The organism is Paenibacillus favisporus, from assembly GCF_040545415.1.
Taxonomy (GTDB): domain Bacteria; phylum Bacillota; class Bacilli; order Paenibacillales; family Paenibacillaceae; genus Paenibacillus_AQ; species Paenibacillus_AQ favisporus.
This window is the reverse complement of the sequence record NZ_JBEPLV010000001.1, coordinates 126,093-149,741: the sequence shown is the minus strand read 5'-3', so window position 1 is coordinate 149,741 and position 23,649 is coordinate 126,093. Positions and strand designations below refer to the sequence as shown.

General features: G+C 55.7%; 15 protein-coding genes. 10 read left to right on the top strand and 5 right to left on the bottom strand.

Annotated features, from left to right (window positions below; translation table 11 throughout):
- Positions 1–157 precede the first annotated feature (157 nt).
- The 7 genes from ABID47_RS00700 (at position 158) to ABID47_RS00670 (ending at position 9,378) form a co-directional block, all read left to right on the top strand.
- Entirely contained in the window at positions 158–1,774 is a 1,617-nt protein-coding gene (locus ABID47_RS00700) for a helix-turn-helix domain-containing protein (protein WP_354494534.1), read from the top strand.
- Positions 1,771–3,570, top strand: coding sequence for a cache domain-containing sensor histidine kinase (locus tag ABID47_RS00695; protein WP_354494532.1), 1,800 nt, complete (start codon positions 1,771–1,773; stop codon positions 3,568–3,570). The genes ABID47_RS00700 and ABID47_RS00695 overlap by 4 nt, the downstream gene beginning before the upstream one ends.
- A 5-nt stretch (positions 3,571–3,575) precedes the next feature.
- A complete protein-coding gene (locus ABID47_RS00690; RefSeq protein ID WP_354494530.1) occupies positions 3,576–4,559 on the top strand; it encodes a substrate-binding domain-containing protein in 984 nt (327 codons plus the stop codon).
- 29 nt (positions 4,560–4,588) lie between these two features.
- A complete protein-coding gene (locus tag ABID47_RS00685) occupies positions 4,589–5,884 on the top strand; it encodes an extracellular solute-binding protein (protein WP_354494528.1) in 1,296 nt (431 codons plus the stop codon).
- A 245-nt stretch (positions 5,885–6,129) separates the two neighbouring features.
- Positions 6,130–7,509 (top strand): ABC transporter substrate-binding protein, encoded by a 1,380-nt coding sequence (locus tag ABID47_RS00680; RefSeq protein ID WP_354494526.1) that lies wholly within the window; start codon positions 6,130–6,132, stop codon positions 7,507–7,509.
- A gap of 93 nt (positions 7,510–7,602) precedes the next feature.
- Entirely contained in the window at positions 7,603–8,505 is a 903-nt protein-coding gene (locus tag ABID47_RS00675; RefSeq protein WP_105444443.1) for a carbohydrate ABC transporter permease, read from the top strand.
- Positions 8,506–8,532: 27 nt separating this feature from the next.
- Positions 8,533–9,378 (top strand): carbohydrate ABC transporter permease, encoded by an 846-nt coding sequence (locus ABID47_RS00670; RefSeq protein WP_076169692.1) that lies wholly within the window; start codon positions 8,533–8,535, stop codon positions 9,376–9,378.
- 161 nt (positions 9,379–9,539) lie between these two features.
- Here ABID47_RS00670 and ABID47_RS00665 read toward each other — a convergent pair whose 3' ends face one another.
- Entirely contained in the window at positions 9,540–11,240 is a 1,701-nt protein-coding gene (locus ABID47_RS00665) for a DUF4127 family protein (RefSeq protein ID WP_354494523.1), read from the bottom strand.
- 472 nt (positions 11,241–11,712) lie between these two features.
- Between ABID47_RS00665 and trhO the strand changes: the two genes are divergently transcribed.
- The gene (trhO, locus tag ABID47_RS00660; protein ID WP_116229425.1) at positions 11,713–12,615 is read left to right on the top strand and encodes an oxygen-dependent tRNA uridine(34) hydroxylase TrhO; all 903 of its coding nucleotides are present in this window, start codon (positions 11,713–11,715) and stop codon (positions 12,613–12,615) included.
- A gap of 219 nt (positions 12,616–12,834) precedes the next feature.
- Here the strand turns inward: trhO and ABID47_RS00655 are convergent, their stop codons facing one another.
- From ABID47_RS00655 to ABID47_RS00640, 4 genes are all read right to left on the bottom strand, one after another.
- A complete protein-coding gene (locus ABID47_RS00655) occupies positions 12,835–14,775 on the bottom strand; it encodes a DUF2207 domain-containing protein (RefSeq protein ID WP_354494521.1) in 1,941 nt (646 codons plus the stop codon).
- A 371-nt stretch (positions 14,776–15,146) separates the two neighbouring features.
- Positions 15,147–16,229 (bottom strand): hypothetical protein, encoded by a 1,083-nt coding sequence (locus tag ABID47_RS00650; protein WP_354494519.1) that lies wholly within the window; start codon positions 16,227–16,229, stop codon positions 15,147–15,149.
- 225 nt (positions 16,230–16,454) lie between these two features.
- Positions 16,455–19,775 (bottom strand): DEAD/DEAH box helicase, encoded by a 3,321-nt coding sequence (locus tag ABID47_RS00645; protein ID WP_354494517.1) that lies wholly within the window; start codon positions 19,773–19,775, stop codon positions 16,455–16,457.
- Positions 19,776–19,919: 144 nt separating this feature from the next.
- Positions 19,920–20,993, bottom strand: a complete 1,074-nt coding sequence (locus tag ABID47_RS00640; protein WP_354494515.1) for an undecaprenyldiphospho-muramoylpentapeptide beta-N-acetylglucosaminyltransferase — start codon at positions 20,991–20,993, stop codon at positions 19,920–19,922.
- 271 nt (positions 20,994–21,264) lie between these two features.
- On the opposite strand from ABID47_RS00640, the gene ABID47_RS00635 reads away from it, so the two are divergent.
- Both ABID47_RS00635 and abc-f read left to right on the top strand, forming a co-directional pair.
- On the top strand, positions 21,265–21,414 hold the full coding sequence (locus tag ABID47_RS00635) for an RAxF-45 family protein (RefSeq protein WP_279628456.1): 150 nt from the start codon (positions 21,265–21,267) through the stop codon (positions 21,412–21,414).
- A 90-nt stretch (positions 21,415–21,504) separates the two neighbouring features.
- Positions 21,505–23,478, top strand: a complete 1,974-nt coding sequence (abc-f, locus tag ABID47_RS00630; RefSeq protein ID WP_354494512.1) for a ribosomal protection-like ABC-F family protein — start codon at positions 21,505–21,507, stop codon at positions 23,476–23,478.
- Positions 23,479–23,649: the final 171 nt, after the last annotated feature.

The following is a 23,649-nucleotide window of genomic DNA, read 5'->3' as shown; positions in this document are numbered from 1 at the left end:
GACGTTCCATCTTTGACTCGCACATTCCCCACGTACATTCCCCATATCCACAAATCCGCTTTTACAGTATAATTATTCCAGAATTATTACGTTTTTATGAACAAGGACCCTGGGTCCGGAAGCCTTACGGCATCGAACAAAAGACAGGGGGCATACCATGTACAAAGTATTCATCGTCGACGATGAAGCGGTTGTCCGCGACGGGCTGAAGCGAACGATCGGCTGGCAGGAGCTCGGCTTCGAGCTGATCGGCGATTACGCCAACGGCCGCGAGGCGCTGGAGGCGATCGATCTGAACATGCCGGATCTCATCATTTCGGACATCTCCATGCCGTTTATGGACGGTCTTGCGCTGACGGCCGCTGCAGGCTCCAAATATCCGCATATCAAAATGATCATCCTGACCGGTTACGACGAGTTCGAATACGCGCAGCAGGCCATTCGCCTCAAGGTTTCCGATTTTATTTTGAAACCGATTACTGCCCAGGAAATCCGCGAGCTGCTTCTGAAGGTCAAGGCCGAGATGGACGAAGAGACCCGCAGGCGCGAGGATTTCAGCCGGCTCTACAGCCAGCTAAAGCAGAGCCTGCCTCTCCTGAAGGAGCGCTTCCTGGAGCGGCTCGTCGTTACCGGGATGAAAGCCGAGGAAGCACAGGAGCGCTTCCGCTATTTCGGCCTGACACCGCTGGCTTCGCCATGCCTGGCCATGGTGGCAGATATCGACGATTTCGGCTCCCGCCCCCTGCAAAGTGAGAGCGGGCAGGACACGGAAATTCTACGCTACGCCGCTTACAACCTGTTCGAGGAAATCGCCCTCCGCGAGGACCTGCTGCTGTTCCGCACACGCGAGGAGCGCATCGCCCTGGTCGTCTCGGACGGCGCCGAGGATACCGATGTGTACGAAAAGGCGTTCCGTGTCGCCGAAGAAGCCCGCTTCTACATTCACAAATATTTAAAGTTCACCGTTTCCATCGGCGTCGGACAAGCTGTACAGGCAGCGCAGCAGCTTCCCGCATCGTACACAAGCGCCCTTTCCGCGCTGGATTACCGCTTTTTGCTCGGCAAAAACCGGGTGATCAGCCTGCTGGACATGGAGAGCCGGCCCGCCCTCGCCGAGACGCTCCGCCCGGATTGGGACCGCCAATTGGCATCCGCCGTCAAGACCGGCTCCCTGGAGGAAATCCGCCAGCTGATCCGGGAATTCGTCTGCGACCTGAAACAGGGCATGGCACCGATGGATTCGTGCATTTTTCACATCCAAAAGGTCATCCTTTCCCTCATGAACACCATTCAGGAGCTGGGCTTGCACGAACCGCGCTCGATCCTGCTGACCGACGTCTACAAATACAAAACGCTCGACGAAATCGAAGCCTGGCTCACGCAGACGGTCACCTCCATCATGAACGCCGTTGCCGAAAACCGCCATCATTTGACCCGTATGCAGATCCGCAAGGCCGTCGACTACATTGAGACACATTATGCCGACGAAGACATCTCGCTGCAGCACCTGTGCCGCCACGTCCTGATGAGCACCAGCTACTTCAGCCTCGTCTTCAAGCAGCATACAGGCGAAACCTTCGTCGAGTACCTGACCCGGACCCGAATGGACAAAGCCAAGGAGCTGCTGGCACACACCGGACTCAAATTTTACGAAATCGCCGGTCAGGTCGGCTACAACGACCCGAACTATTTCAGTATCCTGTTCAAGAAGCATGCGGGCATGACGCCGCGGGAATTCCGCGACAGGCAGGCCAAGGAGCACCCGCAGCCATGACCAGACAGCGTGCCTCCCTCCTTCCTTTTTTGCCGTTTAAAAGCATTCAGTCGAGCATCTTTTTCACCTTCTCCTGCCTGATCCTGATTACCGTCCTGGTCATCAGCCTGAACAGCTACAACCTGTCGGTCGCCGCGATGGAGACCAATTCGGAGAGCTACGTCCAGGAAATCATCACGCAGGTCAACTCCAACATCCAGTCTTACATCGACAACATGGAAAATATCAGCCTCTTGGCCATGACCAACAAAGACGTCAAGTATTACATCTCCAACAACACGTTTATCAGCACAAGCGACCGGCGGCCGTACGAAAAGCGCATCTCCGACCTGTTCCAGGCCATCCTGTACTCGCGCAAGGACATCTCGGCCATCATGGTGTTCGGCTATAACGGCCATTACGTGTCCGACCGCCGGATTACCCTGCTCAACCCGAACACCAAGCTGGAGGACCAGTCCTGGTACAAGGAAGCGAAGAGCAAGGGCGGGCAATCCGTCATTTCGCCGCCTCACGTGCAGAACGTCATCCAGAACGAATACCGGTGGGTCGTCTCCCTCAGCCGCGAATTGAAGAGCACGGACGGGATCCGGGGCGAGGGCATTTTTCTCGTGGACCTGAACCTGAGCATCATCAACGATATTTGCAGCAAAATTAACCTGGGCAAAAAGGGCTACGTGTTTATCGTCGACCAGAACGGGAACATCATATACCACCCGCAGCAGCAGCTGATCTACAGCAACCTGCAAACGGAGCAGATCGCCAAGGTCACCGGTGCCAAGAGTGGTACCTCCTTCACGATCAACGACGACAAGGGCAAGCGCGTCTACTCGGTTCATGACACGAACTTCGGCTGGAAAATCGTCGGCGTGGCCTACGCGGACGACCTGATCGCGAACGAAGGCACGATCCGCAGGTCCATCCTGCTGTACGCCATCATGGGCATCCTCTTCTCCCTGCTGCTGTCGCTCGTGCTGTCATACCGCATGTCCAAGCCAATCCGCATTCTGCAGCGGGATATGAAAAAGGTCGAGCGCGGCAACTTCAATATCCGCACGAAGATCGACCAGCCGAACGAAATCGGCCAGCTCGGACGGTCGTTTAATCTGATGCTTGCCCAGATCAAGAACCTGATGCAGGAAATCATCCACAGCCAGGAGAACAAACGAAAAAGCGAGCTGATGCTGCTCCAATCACAGATCAATCCGCATTTCCTGTACAACACGCTCGATTCGATCGTATGGATGGGCGAGCAAAAGAAGCACGAGGAAGTCGTCCTGATGACCTCTGCCTTGGCCAAGCTGTTCCGCGCCAGCATTACGAAGGACAAGGAGCTGGTGCCGATCAAGGTGGAGGTCGAGCATATCACCAATTACCTGCTTATACAGAAGATGAGGTACAACGAGCAGCTGGAATACGACATCGACGTGCCGGAGGAAATCAGAGGTTTCATGACGCTCAAAATTTTGCTGCAGCCCTTTGTGGAAAACGCCATTTATCACGGCATCCGCAACAAGCCCGAACCGGGAAAAATCGTCATAAGGGCCCGCGACCTGGGCCAGATGATCCAATTTGAAGTGGAGGACGACGGGCTGGGCATGACGGAGGAGCAAATCGGGCAGATCTGGAACCCGCCGGAGGGCAAGACGTCCGGCCCGACGAAATCCAGCGGCATCGGGATTGCCAACGTCAACGAGCGCGTGAAGCTGTACTTCGGCGACGTCTACGGCATCCAAATCCGCAGCGAGCTGGAAGAAGGGACCTGCGTCACCATCACCATCCCCAAAATGAAGGAGTAGCACCCATGCGCATACAACGTGCCACGCTGCTGTTGGCCATCATTTTTGTCATATCCTGCGTCTACATCATCCTGTACTTCAAGCTGTTTATTCCGACGCCCCCTCAGGAGCGAAGCGTGACGGTGATCCTCAAGGAGCACAACATCCGCTCCGAATTCTGGCAGACGGTGAGCGCCGGGGCCGAAGCGGCCGCCAAGGAGGCCGGGGCCAGCATCAGCATCACCGGCCCGCTGCAGGAGACGGACGCCGATTCGCAGCTCCAGCTGCTGAAGGGCGTCCTCAAGCAGAAGCCGCAGGCCGTCGTCGTCGCCCCGATCAACGACGACCGCATCATGGACGAGCTCAAGAACATCCAGGATGAGGACATCCCGCTCGTCATTATCGATACGCCCCTCAGCCTGAAATCGCCGCCGGCCTTCGTGTCGAACGATCATGTCACTGCCGGCGTCCAGGCCGGCAAGGTGGCGCTGGAGCAAACCGGCGGTTCGCTAAGGGCGGTGATCATCAGCGATTTCGTGACGTCCGGCGTATCGGCCGAGCGGGAAAAGGGCATCCGCCAAGCGCTTGAGGCCTCGTCCTCGGCGATCTATGGCACGTTTTACTGCTCCGATTCCGAGGATCGTTCGTACCTGATCGCCAAGACGCTGATCCGGAACCATCGCGACATGAACGCCATCATCGCGCTGAACGAATCCGCGGCCCTCGGCGCCGCCAAAGCGGTCAAGGAAGCCCATCGGACCGGGCTCGTCCAGCTGATCGGCTTCGACACGTCGGCAAGCGAAATCCGGCTGCTCGAGGAAGGCACCCTGAACGCGACCGTCGTGCAGCAGCCTTTTAACATCGGATATTTGGGCGTACAGACCGTGCTCGACCTCATCAACGGCAAAAAGGTCAAGCCGGAAACCTACACCAATTCAATCGTCGTCACCAAGGCCAACATGTATTCCCCGGAAAATCAGAAACTCCTCTTTCCATTTATCGATAAATAAACAATACCCATCGAAAGGTGCGAGAGCCGATGACTTCCCGTTTTCTGGCCCGGCTTGCCGGGATCTCCCTCTGCCTGCTGGGCATTCCGGCGCTCCTTCTCTCCTGCTCCGGCCCGCAAGATGCCAAACCGGTGATGAAGCCGCCGGAGGAGCAGACTGCGCTCATCAATTTTGTCGCCTCCGAGTACAGCTCGGAGACGCGGCCCCTGCTCGAAAGCCTGGTGCAGGACTTCATGCTGAAGAACCCGTCAATCGTCATCAATTTGCAGGTGGCCAACTGGGACATCCTCGACGGCATCTATACTACGATGATCAGTAAAAATCAGCCGCCGGACCTGCTGAACACGAACGTGTACACACATTTTGCGAAGGACGGCCTCCTGAACGACATGGACGAGATCATTTCGCCGGAGCTGAAGCGGAAATTTTATCCGGACCTGATGAAGCTCGACCAGTGGGACGGCAAGCAGTATGCCATTCCGTACGTTTCGTCCACCCGGAATATGTATTACAATCGGGACCTTTTCGAGTCGGCTGGCATATCCGAAGCACCGGCCACATGGTCGGAGCTGAAAAAGGACGCCCTCAAAATCAAAAACACCGGCAAGGCCCACGGCTTCGGCGTCGATTTGAGCGATAACGAAATCCAGGCCTATCTCTCTTATTTCTTCCTGGGGGCAGGCGGCGGATGGTTCCGTGACGGGAATTGGACGATCAATTCGCCGGAAAACGTCGAGGGCCTTGCCTTTCTGAAGGACCTGTACGACGAAGGACTAACCGATCCCGAGCCGACCGTCACCACCCGGGACGAGAAGCAGCGCATCGTCGGGGACGGGAAGCTGGGGATGATGATTTCGGGCAATTATTTCGGCACCGTCATGCCGAGGGAGTTCCCGAATCTAAAGTGGGGCACCGGCCCTATTCCCGTCAAGGACGGCCACAAGCCGCTCCTGTTCGGCGTGCATGATAACCTGGTCTCGTTCAAAACAGACCATACCAACAAGGAGGCGCTCTCCGCGTTCCTGGATTATCTGTATTCCAGCCCGGTGTATGAGGAAATCATCGCGCAGGAAGGCTTCCTGCCCGTGACGGAGGAGGCCGGGGCCAAGCTGTCGGCAGCGGATCCCATGGTGAAGCAGCGTCTGGCGGAGCTGCGGAAATCCAGCTTTTATCCGATCCAGCAGCCGGAATGGCAGTCGATCATGGATACCGCACGTAAAATGGGCGACGCAGTCCTGCACGACCACGTCTCGCCTAAGGAGGCGCTGGACGAGCTGCAGCGTTACGCCGAGAAGGTGCAGAAGGAGGTTCATGGAACGGAGTAAGGGGAAAGCGGCAGCGGCGCAGCAGCACTGCGACGGGGCCGCTCCACAGCCTCACATTTTCCCGCCTCATCCCAAGTAGAAGATTATCCCTCCTTTTTTCCCCACGAACAGAAAATAACAAAGAATTCATGGAAGATATTCAATAGAGCCTCTCCCCCCGAATCTTTATGATGGTTTTAGGCGCTGTAATCCAAAATAGACAACCACTATGGCGTTGCACAATCACTTAAGGAGGGTTAGCTTTTATGATGTTCAAGAGACATTTGGCGGCACTGAGCCTTGCGGCTTTGATGATCGTCGCCCCGCTGGCCGGATGCGGCTCCAAGGACTCGTCCACTTCGACGAAAACCGAAGACGCGTCCTCCTCAACCACCACAACGACCAACACCGATTCCAGCTCGAACACGACGACCGATGACAGCACCAAAAAACTGACCGGAGACTTTGAAATCCAGTACTTCGTCGGCGGCTACGGCGACAAGTGGTGGAAAAAGGTCATCGCCGACTTTAAAGCGGCCAACCCCGATTTGAACGTTAAAGAAAGCGGCGGGCCGAAAATCAACGACCAGATGAAGCCCCGCTGGGTCGGCGGCAATCCGCCGGACTTCGTGTATATTGACGGACCGAACCTGAACGACCGTCAAATGGTGGAGGACGGCCAGCTGGAGGACCTGACGGACTGGATGAAGGACGCCACGAACATCGACGGAACCAAAATCAGCGACATTCTGGCGCAGCCGCCGCAGCTGTTTGACGGCAAGGTCTACGACATCCCGCTCGTTTTGAACTCCTGGGGCGTGTTCTGGGACAAAGCCCTCTTCCAGGAAAAAGGCTGGGAAGAGCCCAAAGACTGGCAGTCCTTCTTGGCCGTCAGCGACAAAATCAAAGCGGCGGGCGTGACTCCGTTTATCCATACCGGCAAATATCCGTACTACATCAACGGAGCGATTTTGTACCCGGCGATCGTATCCGCCAACAACAACGATATTTCCATTCTGCAGGACATGGCCGATTCCAAAGTGGAAGCCTTCCAGCAGCCCGCCGTGCTGACCGCACTGAACAAAATCGTCGAACTTCGCGACAAAGGCTTTATCGACAAAGCCTCCATCCAGATCAACCACACGGATTCGCAAATGCTGTTCCTGCAGCACAAAGACGCCTTCATCCCGAACGGCCTCTGGCTGCCAAACGAAATGGCCAAAGACGTTCCGGGCGGATTCTCCTTCGGCTTCATTCCATCGGTGACGCAGGATTCAGGCGGCAAGGTCGTCGCCAACACTTCCACCGCCAACGTGGCGATCGCCAAGAACGCCAAAAACAAGGAAGCGGCCAAAGCATTCCTGCAGTTCATCTTCTCAGAAGCCCAAGCTTCGCAGTGGGCCGAGCTGAGCGGCGCTCCGTCCAACATCAAGGGCGACATCAGCAGCTCCAGCGCGCCAAGCCATGTGAAAGATGCAGCGCGGTATTTAACCGATTCCAACACTGTCGTCGTTCCGTCCATTACCTTTAACGCGGACGTGGATAAGGCGATGCAGGATGCCACGGATGCCCTGACCATCGGCAAAATCACGCCGGAAGAGTGGGTACAGCGCGTCGTGGACGTCGCCAAGAAAGTGAAAAAATAATGCGATAGACCGGCAGGAAACGCGGAGGATGACAGGGATGAACGCTCTCTGTTATCCTCTGTACATTTTAGGTGAAAGGCAGGGAGAACGAAGATGAAATTGGGGACGAACGCCTGGCAGCGCAACCTGTTTATCGCAACCTTCATCATTCCCACGTTCCTGTTCTTCTGCGTGTTTACGGTATACCCCGTACTGCAGGCGATGTATTACTCGCTGTATGACTGGTCCGGCTCCTCGGACAATAAAACGTTTATCGGCCTGGACAATTTCAAGGAGATGCTTCACGACCCCATCATCTGGATCGGGATGGGCAACGACTATTTTCTCGTCGCGGGCAAAATTATCGGCATCATGATTCTGGCGACGTTTTTTGCGGTCGCTCTGACCCGCTTCAAATTTCGGCTCGCCAATTTCTTTCGCTCGATTTTTTTCATTCCGAACGTCATTTCCGTCGTCGTCATCGGCGTCCTCTGGAATTTTATCTATAATCCGCAAATCGGCTTTCTGAACTCCTTCCTGTCCTTGTTCACCAAAGACAAAGTGGACATTACGTGGCTCGGCTTCACCAGCCACACGATCTGGATGCTGCTTCCGCCCGCCATCTGGGCCGGCATCGGCTTTTATATGATTCTCCTGATTGCCGCGATCCAGGGGATACCAGAATCCTACTACGAGGCCTCAAGCCTTGAAGGCGCTGGCCAGTGGCACCAATTCCGCCATATCACGCTGCCGCTGATCTGGGAACAGATGAAGGTGTCCATCCTCAACATTATGATGACTACGCTCAATGGCTCTTTTGTCATCGTGATGATTATGACGAACGGCGGGCCGGACAACACCACCCAGGTCATGGGGTCCTACTTGTATCAAATGGCCTTCACGCAATACCACTTTGGCTATGGTGCGGCCATTGGCGTGCTGATTCTGGTCTTATCGATGATCACGACGGTCATCCTGCAGCGGCTCATGCGCCAGGAAACGATCGAAATCAGCTGATTTTTCTAGGCACAGGAGGAACAAATAATGAAATCAGGCCTTTCCAATCCGATGGTCAAAATCGTGTTTTACGCCATCCTGATCCTGTGGGGCATATCGGTGATATATCCGCTGCTGTGGACCCTGCTGGACTCGCTGAAAAACAACGATCAATTTTTCCGCAAAATGCCCTGGTCCCTGCCCGACTTTCCGCTGCTGTGGAGCAACTTCAGCTACGTATGGCGGGAGTTCAGCTTCGGCGATTACTTCCTGAACTCCGTCGTGGTGACGATCGGTTCCACGCTGCTCGGACTGCTGCTGTCGGCCACCACCGCTTACGTTCTGGCCCGCTACCCGTTCCGGGGAAGCACGGCGCTGTTCCTGCTTTACATTGCCTCCATGATGATCCCGTTCAGCCTGGCGCTCATCCCGCTCTTTTTCCTGATGAACTCCATGCATCTGACGAATTCGTCTTTGGGGCTGATCCTGGTGTATGCCTCTACGCTGATTGCGTTTGGCATTTTCGTGCTCGTCGGATTTTTCAAAAGCCTGCCCAAAGAGCTGGAGGAAGCCGCCGCCATGGACGGGGCGTCCTACTTCGGCATCTTTTTCCGGGTCATGCTGCCGCTCTCGCAGCCGGGGCTCATTACCGTGGGCATCGTCAACGTCCTGAACATCTGGAACGAATACATTATCGGCACGATTCTGGTCAACGATCCGAAGCACTATACCCTACCCGTCGGCATCGCAATGATGCAGGCCCAGATGCAGTACCGTACCGAATGGGGCCCCCTTTTCGCCGGTCTGCTCATCACCATCGTCCCCGTCCTGATCATGTACATGTTCTTCCAGCGGCAGATCGCCAGCGGAATAACGGCCGGGGCCATCAAGTGATCACAGGTTGCCGGGTTACATCGCTCACAGACGTACACAAAAAAGCCCGGGATCCCGGGCTTTGTTTTTGTCCTGCACGTCAGCAAGCTATGCGGTTGTATCCGTGCTCGCGCTGGCACCGGATGCCGGCAGCCACCACGAGCCGCCAGTCGCTTCCCGCCCTAGCACTCTTTCAGCGTCACTTCCGGCCCCAGCGTAATCTCAAACGCCCGCTCCCAAATGAATGCCGGATTGTCGTAGTCCAGAGACGCGCAAGCATACGTCGCATACGACCATCCGGACGGCTTGATCCGCCACACGTTCTGCGACACGCCGAGCTCGAATGCCTTTCTGGCAGCCAGCGCCTTCGTGTTCGCCTGCATTCGTTCACGAAGCATCTCGACCAGAACTTCATAGTCTTCGGACGAGTTAAACAGGCGAATGTTTTGGTCCGCATACGGTACGTTGGAGTATAGAGTGTGCGCCCGCGAGTACGTCCGAATTTCGGCAATCGTGATCTTCTTATAGTAGTAGTCCTTGAGGAATCGCTTGAACAGCAGCGATCCGTGTGCATTCACTGCCTCCTGCAGCGCCGGCGGCCACTTCTCCGTGCCAAGGTATACAAATCGGGCCTGGGCCATGCCGAGGGCCATGCCGATTTTGTTGCCGGCCGTGTTCCATGCGCTGTATCCCAGAAGCTGTCCGGTGGACACGCTGTCGAGCAGCGCTTCGGTTACGGTCGTATCGGCGGCGCCTCCCCCGACAAAATCAATCACCAGCGTCGGGATCCGGCCGGCGTTGTTCGCTTCCATCCGGCTCACGGCGGCGCCGATCTCGCTGGCACTGGTAACCGCCACGATTTCGATGTCATAGGCTGCCGTGTCAACGAACTCCCCGCCGACGATGTCCACATGATGCCGGATATTATCGTGCACGCTCATATACTCGTAAGGATTGACGATGGTCGACCCGTCCGGCCCAAAATATTTGACGCCGTATTTCGGACGGGGACCGTACCGGTGAAGCTCCTTCGCCATCCGGCCCAGCAGTGAATATCCCAGCGCATCGGCATCAGGAAGAATGATCGCTTTGTCCGGATTCTGGCCGCCGGTGCCGCCCAAATGCTCATTCACAAAGGCTTCCAGGTAAGCAATTTCGTTGGCCTGTACTCCCTGGGTATAGGAGTCATCCACCCCCACTGCGAGAAAATCCACGTATCCTTCACGGACGAGCCGTTCAATGATATATCGGTTGGTCTTGAATTTATGCCTTCTGGCATTATAGTACTGCTCTTTGTCAAAAAGGGTTGGCTCTCCGAACGAAGTGCCGTCGGGTTTCGTGTCATAGCCTTCCAAAATGCCCTCGAACGTGGTTGCGACCGCCCGCGGCTGCTGGGCAAAGGCTCTGGCTTCATCGTATGCAGCCTGGGTCAGGCCTTCCACAAACACGGTGGTCGCCAGCCGCATAATCGTATCCAGCACATAGACCGGCTTATCCGGGTAAGCCCGCTTCACTTCCCGAACGACGTCCAGCAGTTTGGTAGTCTCGGGGTCGTAATCAGGGTAGTCGCCGCCAGCGCTTGAACGAAGCCGTCTGCTGCCGATTAACCCGCCGTAGGCTAGCATATCCGTCGAAATGATAAATCCGTCTGCCTGAGCGGCGTGTTCCCTGATAAATCGGCGGATATTCCGCGTCTTTCCGTACGTCGGCGATGAGGTGCTCACCAGCTGGCCGTCTTCGGCCACGGCCTTGGAATCGAGGCGATTGGCAATATCCTCCCGGTCAGGGACTATCAGCTGGATCCCGGCGGATCTCCCCTGCACGATCACATCATCCAAATTGGCAGGACGGTCGTCCAGCGGCACATAAAGCACTTTTTTCATAAGAGAACATCTCCTTTGCATGCTTGATTTGTCGTATTACGCGGCGCTGCTGAATACGGTTAAACTCAAGATGGCTTATCATGCCGAAGGAAAGCTTACTCCATGGACAGCCGTATCGGATTTCCGGATATCCGACGCTGCCGCGTTGTTCTTTAAGGGTAGGCACCTTTCATCTTCGGCTGATTCGGATCCGTGAATCTATAATATCATATACCGTTACGATACGCAATATAATATTTGGTTTTTTATTCCTCCTCCGAGAAGGATAGCCAACCTCTAAATTTGCGCAAGCAGACGGAGCATTTTCCAGTATTTCTCCGATTCATTCTCATCTATAGTCCGCATCGAAATTGCCTCTTTCAGCTAAGCTATTAGGAATCCTCCGGTTACTTACTATACTTTCAAGTTGACTATGTATGCCCTATTCATCTACAATATATAAGGTAAATTTACAAGAACAGGTGAAGAAGCAATGACAACGAAGCAAGAATACCGTATTTTGTTATATTATAAATTCGTCAACATCCCTGATCCTGAGCAGTTCACTGCGGAGCATCTGCAGTATTGCAAAGATCTGGGCGTCAAAGGCCGCATTCTGATCGCCTCTGAAGGCATCAACGGCACGCTGTCCGGCACCGTGGAACAAACCGAGAAGTATATGAACGACCTGAAAGCGAATCCGCTGTTCTCTGATATCGTCTTCAAGATCGATGAGTCGGAAGGCCATGCGTTCAAGAAAATTTTTGTCCGTCACAAGAAAGAGCTCGTCACGTTCCGTTACGAGGAGCCGCTTGATCCCAACGTCATCGGCGGGAAGCGTCTGTCTCCGGAAGAGTTCCATGAGCTGCTTCAGCAGGATGACGTCATCGTCCTGGACGGCCGCAACAGCTATGAATACGAAATCGGGCATTTCCGTGGCGCCATCCGTCCGGATGTCGAGTCGTTCCGCGAATTTCCGGAATGGATTCGCAACAATATGAGCCAGTTCAAGGACAAGAAAATTCTGACCTACTGCACTGGCGGCATCCGCTGCGAGAAGCTGACCGGCTTCATGATCAAAGAAGGCTTTCAGGATGTTGCCCAGCTTGAGGGCGGCATCGTAACATACGGCAAGGACCCTAAAGTCAAAGGACATTTGTGGGACGGAAAATGCTACGTCTTTGACGAGCGCATTTCGGTGCCGATCAACCGTACGGAAGAAGATGTCGTGATCGCCAAGTGCATCCACTGCGGCAAAACGCATGACCGCTATATCAACTGCGCCAACCCGACCTGCAACAAACAGCATGTTTGCTGCGAAGAGTGCGAAGAGATCCATCAGTCCTTCTGCTCCGACGAGTGCCGGGACGTCATCATGGCGGCCAAGACCAACTGATCGGGTACACTATCCAAATAAACGGCAGTTCCTCTCTTTGAGAGGAGCTTGCCGTTTTTTTATTAATACGTGGCGGGCGGAAAGCCGCTTTCTTCCATCCTCCAGGCATAAAAACAGCCCGTCCCTCGAAAGCCAGGGAACGGGCTGCTGCGGTTTACGTGATAAACTCAATCGTTATCATTATTCCTTGGGCGGTGCAGTTGGACGATTTGGCGTATGCTAGAACGCGCCGGTTCCCCCGCCTCCGCCTCCTCCCCCGCCGTCACTGAAGCTGGACGAGGAACTGCTGCTGCTTCCTCCGATGCCCATCGGCTTCAGAAGCAGGTGATTTTGCGTATAATTCAAGGATTCCATAATTTCCATGCTGAATAATGCGGGCACGGCTGCGGCCAAGGCGGCGCCTGACGTTCCGGTCTGCTTACGGTGTTTAATGTACCGCGGAACGGTCCCAAGCAGGGCGGCATACTCCGCGGCCTGCTCTGTTTCCAGCGGTTTGCCTGCGTAGGACATCTCTCCTTTTCCGAGCGTACTCCGAAGTGCCTTGAGTGCATAACGATAGCGATGCGTCTCCCAGGACAGCACATGAATGGGAATGCTCCATACAAACAGAGCGGAACATACCGTCAGGATCAGATAGTCGCCCGAAATATCATGCACGATTTGGGAGCCCATAATAAAGCATGCGAGCAGATACAGGAAGATCCACAGCTTATTCCGGAAACGGATGGACGCCCATACCCCTCCTGCACCAAGCAGCACGGCGGTTAGCACGATCATGAGCGTGGACGCCGCGTCGGTGTACAGCAGATACAGCAGCAGGCCGTAATTCACCGCAGCCGTCAGCGGAATGAACAGCTTCAGCAGCGGATTGGGCCGGACCTGCCCCGAATATGGCTGGGTACGCGACAGCAGCCTGATCCACTTCATCAGCCGGTCGGCATGCTTAACCGACTTTGCCCGGTACTGCTTGACGATCCTTGCGCTCTGCCGCTCCTTAAACGTTGGTCCCGCCAAGGAATCCAGCTTGAAGATCAGACTGCCGTTGAGTTCTTCGAACAGCCAGCCGACAAGATGCTTCTCCGCCGGGTTGAGCTGATCCATCCTGCCCGTAAAGGTGAACAGCAGCGTGAATTCGGGAGCCGTCGGCTCTTCCTGGAAGCGTTTGGAAGCCGGGACCTGCTTCACGGTCACGTAACCCTTCTGCCGCAGCGATAACAATCCGGCCATGAAGTCTTCCCTTTTTAACCGGCCTTTGCGCAGCATATACATGAGAAGCAGCGGATCCGCTTCATCGATGTCCTGCCGGGTGACATCCCCGCGCCGCAGCCAGGCCGAAATTTTTCTCCACGACAAAGCGTACAGCAGCGCACCTACAATGAAAACAGCCATGCCGACTTGCACAACCGGACGGATGGCGTTCATTCGATCGTCACGGGCGGCAAGCCGGTCCTGGTATTTCTGCTCGGCAGACAGCTGCTTTTGCAAAGAAACCTGTTCCTCGGAAGCCGTCATTTGGGATAGCTGATCCGGTGGAAAATAGACCACCATATGCGCCGTGCCGTCACTCTTCAAATCATCGGTTTCATAGTGAACCGCTGGCGGGCCTTCGCTTGTAATCTTCCCGCCCGAACGGTCATGCAAATAGGCATGAACGTCTCCGTTCTTATAATCGCCGGGCATAAACAAGTCGACGGACACCTGGTGAAGATCCTCTTGGTTATTTTTGAAGAAGCTCCATTCCAGCTTGCCCGTTTCGCCATACCTGACCGCCGCATGGTCAATCCGGTAGCGGTAATAGACCTGTTTCGTTTCGTTCTGCGCGGCATCGTATATGTAATACGTATCATTGTCGTCGTCCCATTGGACATCCAGCCGCTGCAAGTTTTCGTAGGAGAAACTGCCTAGCTTCGGATGTTCCGGGGGTACATAAGCTTCAAAGAATTCAACCCCCTTCTGATCCGCCCGATCAATCGCACGCGTCATTCCGTTAAAGCTGCCCTTAAAGGTATACGTAAACAGTTCTTCGACATACAAGTCTCCATCCGGCCCGAGGTAAGCCCTGGATTCCACGCGGTCCATCGAGTAGCTCTTCTTGTCTCCGCAGCCGGTTATCCCAAGGACCAGAACTAGGCTGCCCAGCAGTAGCCACCATCTCCTCATGCGCTCACTCCCATCTCCATACTTCTTACTCTCTCTACTGACTATGCATAGATTCAAAATGCCGCTTCCCTGTCATTCAAAGAACTGTATTCTTCGGGTTACAGCGGCTGCCATAGACGTTTTCTATTATATTAACAAATGCCCCCTAGTGGAAAACAAGTGCATATGGTACCAAAATATGAGTTTTTTCGCCATTTATTGTTGGAATATACGTCTTCCGTCGCATACTTTCAGCGTCTTCCGGTATGTGTTCATTGGAGGACAAAGGCATCATTTTATGCGTTATAACCTAAAAAAAACTGCCCCCGGATGATCAACCGACACAAAAGGTCGGTCACCCAAAGGCAGCCTACAGTAAATGAACATGCTGATTACAGAAGGTCGTCAACCGGTTCAAAACCGGTACCGGGATCGTACTCCATCCGGTGAGAGCAGTGCACCAGTGCTTCCAGGCAGCGTTCACGTCCTGCATGATAGCCGGCAAAAAATTTCCGCTCGATGCGGATCGACAGCACCGTAATGTACTCCTCCTGCCCGGTCTTTCCGTTCAGTTTGGTGTCCCTCGCCTGCACGACGATCGACTCCAGCGGGAGCAGGGCAAACAGCTCGCCTGCAATCCGGAGGACGGAGCCGCAGATGTATTTCAGCTCCAGGTCATTGCGTTCGGGGACGGACAGTTCAGGCGAAGCGACTCCTGCCTCGGTGCGGACTTTCGCCTCGCGCGGGATCACCTGCTGGGAATTGACATCCAGTTCCACTTCCACCTCGGAGCTGCTTCGGACGCTGAACTCGAGGCCGCTCCCCAGCATCGTCAATTCCTGCAGCGGGGCCATCTCTTCCAGAACACGCAAATAGGCGGTACGGTTGCCGTCCAGGATGTCGTGTGCAAAATCGTTGGCTGCTTTCCATGCCAGATAGTCTTTACGATCCTCTTCCCGGGCCAGCTGAACCTGCCTTTCGAGCTCCTCCCGGATCATGGCGTCCTGCTTGAGGAGCTTCTGGATGCGGGTCGGCTGGAACGCAGCTAAATTCTCCTCAGCCAGCTTCTCTTTCGGTCCCTGTTCCCCTCTCGGGAACGGAGGAGCCATGGCAGCAAGAACATCCCAGAATACCGGCTCCCCGTAAGTTTGATCGATCGTCGCGATCCACTCCAGCTGATTGTCGTACCAATCGGCCTCAAACGCTAATTTTTCCGCCTCGTTCCAGGCGGTCTGCCCCTGCTGCCGGTTTATAAGTTCACGGCGCTTAAGATAAGCGCTGCTGTAGGTCGGTGTGGTAGAAAAAAGAGAGGCTATAGAGTCTGCTGCCGCTGACGCAGCCGCATGTTCGTCACGAGGCATATATCCGCTGACAGGCGGCGAATCTGTGCCCTGTTCGCGGCTTCCCCCTGTATCCATGCTGTACAGATGAGGCCCTGAATTGGTTAGGATACCGTAATTGTATCGATTTCGCATACATTCTTCTCCTCATTCCCAAGTCCGTGAATGGATCACAAGTAATAGGTCATTTATACTAAACCATAGAGGTAAATTTCGCCATTGCCGTTCATATTCCTGCATCCTCTTCATGAAAATTTATCGGGATCAAAAGGAGCTCAGCCGGTTCTCGCAGCTGGACAAGAAAAAAACCGGCCCCTCCCAGGTCCGGTTCATGGTACTTCCATGAATAATAATGACTCTCTATAAGGCAAGCAGCTCGCGGATTTCCTGCTCAGTCAAGGTCGTGACCGAATCATCCGCCGACTCCATCACTTCGCGGATCAGATCCTTCTTCCGCTGCTGCAGCTCCAGCATCTTTTCCTCCACGGTGCCCTTCGTCACCAGGCGAATCACCTGGACCACGTTTTTCTGCCCCATCCGGTGGGCGCGTCCCGCGGCCTGCTCTTCCACCGCCGGATTCCACCATAAGTCGTACAGGATGACCGTGTCCGCTCCGGTCAAGTTCAGCCCTGTCCCGCCCGCTTTGAGCGAGATCAGGAATACGTCGTTCTCTCCCTGGTTAAACCGCGAGCAGGTGTCCACCCTCTCCTTGGCCGGAGTCTGCCCGTCCAGATAAAAGACCGGAATCCCCCGCTTGGCCAGCTCGCTGCGGATGATCCGGAGCATGCTCGTAAACTGGGAAAAGATCAGGATCCGCCGCCCGCTGCTGAGGCATTCGTCGACCACGTCCAGCAGCTGGGAGAGCTTGCCGGCCGGGCCTTCGTACCCGTCCACAAACAGCGAGGGATGGCAGCACAGCTGACGGAGCCTCGTGATGCCGGCCAATATTTTCATCCGGCTCTTCTGGAACCCCTCCATCTCCAGGTCACGGATCGTCTCTTCCTTGAATTCCTCGAGGTAAGCGGCGTACAGCTTCTTCTGCTCAAGGCTGAGCTCCGAGCGCTGAACCGTCTCGATCCGTTCCGGCAGCTCGTCCAGCACATCGGCCCTTAACCGGCGTAAAATGAACGGCTGCACAATCCGGGAGATCTGGCCGCGGGTCAGGCCGCGGAAAGCTTTCTGACCCGTAAAAAGACCCGGGAATACCGCCTCGAAAATCGACCACAGCTCATCCACCGCGTTTTCGATCGGCGTGCCCGTCAGCGCAAACCGCCGCTCCGCACGGATTTCCCGCACCGCTTGAGCGGTCTGCGTCGCGTAATTTTTGATCATCTGGGCTTCGTCAAGAAACAGGGTGCTGAAGCCCATCTCCCGGTACAGCCGGATATCCTTGCGCAGGGACGGATAGGAGGTGATAATTACGTCCGCCTGCTGCGCAGAAAGGCTGTTAGGAGATTCGGTTTCTGCGCCCGCAGCCGCTATGCGAAGCAGGGAATCACTGCGCTCCTTCCGCGCGCCAAGGGCCACATGAACCTGAACGGACGGAGCGAATTTCTGGAACTCGCTCTCCCAGTTATATACTAGCGATGCGGGGGATACGATCAGGACCGGAAGGTGCCCGCCTTCCTTCTGCCTTCGTTCGGATACAATGTAGGCAATGCTTTGCAGCGTTTTGCCAAGCCCCATGTCGTCGGCCAGAATCCCGCCGAACCGGTAATGGCCGAGCGTCTTCAGCCACTGGAAGCCGTCCCGCTGGTAATCCCTGAGCACGTCGGCTAGCTCCTCAGGAACATCGAAGTCCATCTGCTCGGGATGCGTCATATGATCAATCAGCTGGCGCAACGATTTCCCCATCTGGACCCCATAAGCCCGGCCTTCCTTGTCACGAAGCTGCAGACCCTTGACCAGAGGAAGATGGATGCGGCTGCCGGTAATATCGCCTTTTTTCATCCCGAGCTCGTCATACAGCTCGCCGAAAGTTTGGAAAGCTTCCTTTTCCAGGGACACATACGCACCGCCGGGAAGACGGTAATACTTCCGCTTCTCGATCACGCTCAGCAGCAGCTTGCGGATTTCTTTGTCGCTCACATGGTCCAGCTCAAAGTTGATCTCGAGCCAGTTGGTCGTATGGTCCGTGTCGGCCTTGATTTTCGGAGGCTTGTTCGGATTGTGCATCAGCTGCTTGACGGCGGGAGTGGCGTATACTTGGACCCATTTCTCCAGCCTCGGCAGCAAATGAAACAGGACGTCGTATACGCTGTCTTCTTCCGACAGGTCCAGCACCATTTCGCGTCCGCTCTGTACAAAGTCTGTCCCTTTTAACGCCTCGATCATCCGCCGCTCCTTATCCGTATCCCGGACCAGAATAAAATCGCCGTCTTTCCGGGCATCTGTATCGGCAAATGCATCGATCACAACCCCGTCGTACACGAATTCCAGCCTTGCGGTCAGCTCGGTTTCGTCCCGGTCCAAATACAGCTTGGCCACGAGGTCCGGCTGCACCAGCTGATCCCGGACGCTGGCGTCCATGTCGACCTTCCCAATGCGCCGCAGGCCGGGAACCACCTTCTCTATCAGTGCGTCCATCTGATGCGGTGATATGTTAATCCGCTTATGGTCATAGCGGTATATCAAGGTTTTCATCTCTGACAGCAGGAGCAGGTCGCGCACCGGCAGCCGGTATATCGTGCCGTCAACAGCTGCGCAGCCGTACGCGGTCATCACGACGACCCGCTTCAGCCCGTTGATTTCCAGGTGATAGGCGTCGCCGCTATCGATGCTGCCCACATGGAACGACAGCGGTATCTGGCCTTCACCCAGCTGAATCGGCTGAGGCGAAGCATACTCGCGCTCCATCGCGGCCCCGGCCTTGACCAGCAAAGGCAGCAGCTCGTTCCAGCCCAGCGGCGGGATCGTCAGCATCCGCTGGCTGCCCGAGGCTGCGTAGCCGGGAATGGAGCGGCCTGCTTCATCATACGCGAACTCGCTGCCGCAAATCCGGATCAGCATGTCGATGACCGCCCAGTCCTCGGGCCGGAACGTGTGCTGCTTCGGGCTGTATGTGAACAGCTTGGTAAAGGGCAGGCTTCTCCCTTCCTCGATGTGAAGCAGAAACTGCCTGATATTTTGCACGACGTACAGTCGGTTCGGTCCGACCTTCATCTCGATCCGGAACTTCGGTTCCGGCTGATACTCGTCCGTCACTTTGCAGATCCATTCCACAGCCAGCGTTTCCTTAAGCACGCTCGCCGCTTTCTGACCTGTCTTCAGCCGTTCGCTGTCCGCCATCTGCTCAAACAGCTCGATCAGTCCGCTGGTGAGCCGCACGTCCCTGGAGGAAACCGCGGGCGTCGGAATCGGGACGACCTCCCCCCGCGGCTGCAGCCGGTCCGCCCCGCCCTTTTCTTCTTCCAGCAGATAGATCAAGACGCCGGCGATATGTTTGCAGTAAGGATAATATCCGCCGAAGCCCGCACAGTGGCAGGTTGCGCTGAAGTCCGCTCCGTCGATATCGACCTCCACCCGGTATATATCCTCGTCCTGCACTACCGCCTCAATGTAACGGTTGTCATCATCGCGTTCCACGATCATGACCTGACCGTAGGCGCAGTATTCCTCACCCCGTTTAAAGGCGGATGCGCCGCATAATGATCTGATTCTTTGTGAAGTAAAAGCCAGCATGTCTTCCGTCCTTTCCGGTCTCCTGTCCCAAAATCTCGTGTACTCAATATACCATAGTTCGGCTCAGGAAAGCGAAAAATTAGGAACTCTTGTTCTCTATCCGTTCAGGTAAAATAAGGTCCCTTTTCTTGGTGCAGACGATCTTTAACGGCCTTTTGCCGTTTCTTTGATCAGCTTGAATACTTCCGCAAGCGCGTCCGTCTTTTGGCCGCTCGCCATGGCCGATACGTAGGCATCCCGATGGGCATGCAATGCCCGAACCCGCTCGAGCAGCGTTTGCGGAGACAGACCTTCCTCTTCCAGCACTTCGGCATAACCCGCTTTTTCGAACGAATGCGCGTTAAGGATTTGATCGCCCCGGCTTTGCTGCCGGGTCAATGGAATGAGAAGCATCGGCTTGCGCAAGGAAAGGAACTCAAAGATCGAATTGGAGCCGGCACGGGTGATCACCAGGTCCGACATCGCCAGCACATCCGGCAGTTCATCGCGAATGTATTCGAATTGACAATAGCCGGGAACCGTCCGCGCCGGATCGAGCTGGCCTTTCCCGCATAAGTGCACGACTTGAAAAGCTTCCGTCAGCTCAGGCAGCGCCTGGCGCACCGCCCGGTTAATGCTCTGGGCGCCAAGACTGCCGCCCATCACCAGCAGAACGGGCTTCCCCGGGGTGAACCCGCACAGCTTCCGCCCGGCGGCAGCGCTGCCCTGTGTCAGCTCATTCCGGATGACGGCGCCGACATGGCGGCCCTTGCCCTTGCTGATATGGGCAGCCGCTTCCGGGAACGTCGTGCACACCGCTTCAGCCATCGGGATGGCAATCCGGTTGGCCAGCCCCGGCGTGATGTCCGACTCGTGAATGATAACCGGTACCCGGTTCAGCCAGGCACCGATGACGACGGGCACCGATACAAACCCGCCTTTGGAAAATACAATATCCGGTTTCCGTCGGCGGATGAGACGGTACGCCTGATAGACGCCCTTGGCGATCCGGAACGGATCCTTGGCGTTTTGCCAGTCCAAATACCGGCGCAGCTTGCCTGTCGATATCGGAAAATACACCACGTCCGGCAGCGGCGACACCAGCTCCCGCTCGATCCCATTGACCGAGCCTATGTAATCCACCGCCCAGCCTTCCTGGCGGAACAGCGGGATCAGCGCCAGGTTGACCGTGACATGTCCGGCGGACCCTCCGCCGGTAAACATTATTTTTTTCTTCATGGGGCCCTCCACTCGTTTCAACCACTGCATCTTATTGTATTATAATGCCGGTCTGGAGATAAATGCCCGTCCCGCTATTACAAATCAGCCGTTACACCGACACCCTTTCGACAGCCCGAAGCCGAATTGGGACCACACATCCAAAGCCTGGTGAGGGTTCTGATCAGGGTTATATGGCCATTTTCATAAAATGTTTCATCCATTGCTTGCTTTTAGCACTCGTTGTGGATACAATAAAGCTAACTTTTTTTAACAGGGAGGTGAGGTAGAAGTGGTACGCAATTTTGGAAACGACCGGATCAATCAACTGCCGATGATTTTGTCCGGCATTTTTTACAGAGTTCCCGTTAACGGGATTCGTCTGTCCATTTTTAACAATCCGGTTGTTTTACAAAATTGCGAAATGCCGCTCCTACCTTAACTTCAACGGATAAGCGTTGAACGTTCAAGCCGCAGGGACATTTCCCTGCGGTTTTTTTCTGTAGATGCGGCATCTATGGAGGAAAATACGATGATGATTCAATGCAAAAACATACAAAAATACCATGGTGCCCAGCTCGTTCTGTCCGATGTATCCTTTGAAATCCGCGAAGGGGAAAAAGCCGCCCTGATCGGCCGCAACGGCTGCGGAAAAACGACGATGCTCCACTTGCTGAACGGCGGAGACAAGCCGGACCAAGGCGAAATCTCCATTTCGCGGGGAGCCAAGCTTGGCTTCCTCGCCCAAATTCCCCAAGCTGGAGACGGCGAAACGGTGTATGACATCCTGCTGCGCGCCTTTGCGGCGCCGCTTGAATGGCAGCGGCGGATGCGCGAGCTGGAGGCGCTGATGTCCGGCTCCTCCTCTTCCGGCGGCAAAGAGCCGGAGCAGTGGCTCGCCGAATACGGCAGGCTGCAGGAACGCTTTGAAGCGGCCGGCGGTTATGAAATGGAAGCGACCATTGACCGCATCGCCGGCGGCCTTGGCATCCCCGCGGGCCAGTACAGCCGCCCCTTCGCCTCCCTCTCCGGCGGAGAGAAGACCAAAATCGGGCTCGCCTCCCTGCTGCTTGAGCAGCCTGATGTGCTGCTGCTGGACGAACCGACCAACCACTTGGACATGGCGGCGATCGAATGGCTGGAGCAGTTCCTGAAGGAATACCGCGGCACCGTGCTTACGATATCGCATGACCGTTACTTTCTCGACAAGCTCGTGACCAAGGTGGTCGAGATTGAAGACGGGGAAGCTTTTACCTACTACACCGACTACAGCGGTTATCAGAAGGAAAAGGAAGAGCGGCTCATGCAGCAGTTTGCCGATTACCAGGAACAGCAGAAAAAAATTAAAAAGATGCAGGAAAGCATCAAACAGCTGATCGAGTGGGGCAACCGGTCCAACCCGCCGAACGCCGGGTTCCACCGCCGTGCCGCCTCCATGCAGAAGGCGCTCGACCGTATGGTGAAGCTGAAGCGGCCGGTGCTTGAACGGAAGACGATGGATTTGTCGCTGCAGCAGGAAGACCGCTCCGGCAAGCAGGTGCTCGTGTTCGAGGAGCTGGGCAAATCGTACGGCACACGCACCTTGTTCAAAGGCGTAAACGAAACGCTCCGGTACGGGGAAACCGTCATGCTGCTCGGCGGCAACGGAAGCGGCAAGAGTACGCTGATCAAGCTGGCCCTGGGCGAGCTCGAACCGACGGAGGGGAGCGTGGCCGTCGGCTCGCGGGTCAGCATCGGTTACCTCGCGCAGGAGGAAACGCCGGAATCCGTCAAGCAGAACGTGCTTCAGTACTACCGGGAACAGGCCGGCATCGAGGAAGGTGAAGCCCGCGGCCGGCTGGCGCGATTCCTGTTCTACGGCGCCGATGTATTCAAAGACATCCGCAGCCTCTCCGGCGGGGAGTGGACGCGGCTGCGCTTCGCCATCCTGATGGAGCAGAAGCCGAATTTGCTGATTCTGGACGAACCGACCAACCACCTGGACATTGACGCCAGGGAAGCGCTGGAAGAGGCGCTCGAGGAGTTCCCCGGCACCATCTTCGGCGTATCCCACGACCGGTATTTTATCAACAGGCTGGCGGCCAGAATTTGGAGCCTGGATCACGGGCAGGTCCGTTCCTTCATCGGTAACTTCGAGGATTACAAACAGGAAATCCGCAAGCTGAGCGAGGCCGAAACGGCGGCGCAAACGCGGAAGGCAGAGGTGGCTGGCTCAAAGGCCGCGGAAGCCGGCAGCCAGGGCAAGGAGCCGGTCTCCAAGCCGGCTGCTGCGCTCGCCAATACCAGCGAGCGGCGTTCCCGGAAAAGCGACGCCTCTGCTTCCATTTCACTCGAGCAGTCGATCAAGGAGCTTGAGGCCCGGCTAAGGCAGATCGACGCCGACATGCTGGAGGAAAGCGCCGCCTCGGATCTGGAGCGCCTGCAGGAGCTTCATGCGGAGCGGGAGCAGCTCCAGGCACAGCTGGACGCGGCGTATGAGCAGTGGCTCGAGCTGCAGGACGCGTAAACAGGTGATACGTTTACGAGTGAAACGTACACAGGCGATTGGCAGTACAAAACAACCGTACACCCACTTCGACAAGTGGGTGTACGGACAGTGCATCTCACACATGCCTCATGCAACGAAACCCCCTGGTCGTGAACGACCAGGGGGTTTCCTGTACAAGCATGTATATGA

Coding starts and splice junctions, on each gene's coding strand:
- ABID47_RS00670 (WP_076169692.1), top strand. CDS start 8,533: ATGAAATCAGGCCTTTCCAATCCGATGGTCAAAATCGTGTTTTACGCC.
- ABID47_RS00675 (WP_105444443.1), top strand. CDS start 7,603: ATGAAATTGGGGACGAACGCCTGGCAGCGCAACCTGTTTATCGCAACC.
- ABID47_RS00665 (WP_354494523.1), bottom strand. CDS start 11,240: ATGAAAAAAGTGCTTTATGTGCCGCTGGACGACCGTCCTGCCAATTTG.
- trhO (WP_116229425.1), top strand. CDS start 11,713: ATGACAACGAAGCAAGAATACCGTATTTTGTTATATTATAAATTCGTC.
- ABID47_RS00685 (WP_354494528.1), top strand. CDS start 4,589: ATGACTTCCCGTTTTCTGGCCCGGCTTGCCGGGATCTCCCTCTGCCTG.
- ABID47_RS00680 (WP_354494526.1), top strand. CDS start 6,130: ATGATGTTCAAGAGACATTTGGCGGCACTGAGCCTTGCGGCTTTGATG.
- ABID47_RS00645 (WP_354494517.1), bottom strand. CDS start 19,775: ATGCTGGCTTTTACTTCACAAAGAATCAGATCATTATGCGGCGCATCC.
- ABID47_RS00695 (WP_354494532.1), top strand. CDS start 1,771: ATGACCAGACAGCGTGCCTCCCTCCTTCCTTTTTTGCCGTTTAAAAGC.
- ABID47_RS00650 (WP_354494519.1), bottom strand. CDS start 16,229: ATGCGAAATCGATACAATTACGGTATCCTAACCAATTCAGGGCCTCAT.
- ABID47_RS00655 (WP_354494521.1), bottom strand. CDS start 14,775: ATGAGGAGATGGTGGCTACTGCTGGGCAGCCTAGTTCTGGTCCTTGGG.
- ABID47_RS00700 (WP_354494534.1), top strand. CDS start 158: ATGTACAAAGTATTCATCGTCGACGATGAAGCGGTTGTCCGCGACGGG.
- ABID47_RS00690 (WP_354494530.1), top strand. CDS start 3,576: ATGCGCATACAACGTGCCACGCTGCTGTTGGCCATCATTTTTGTCATA.
- ABID47_RS00640 (WP_354494515.1), bottom strand. CDS start 20,993: ATGAAGAAAAAAATAATGTTTACCGGCGGAGGGTCCGCCGGACATGTC.
- abc-f (WP_354494512.1), top strand. CDS start 21,505: ATGATGATTCAATGCAAAAACATACAAAAATACCATGGTGCCCAGCTC.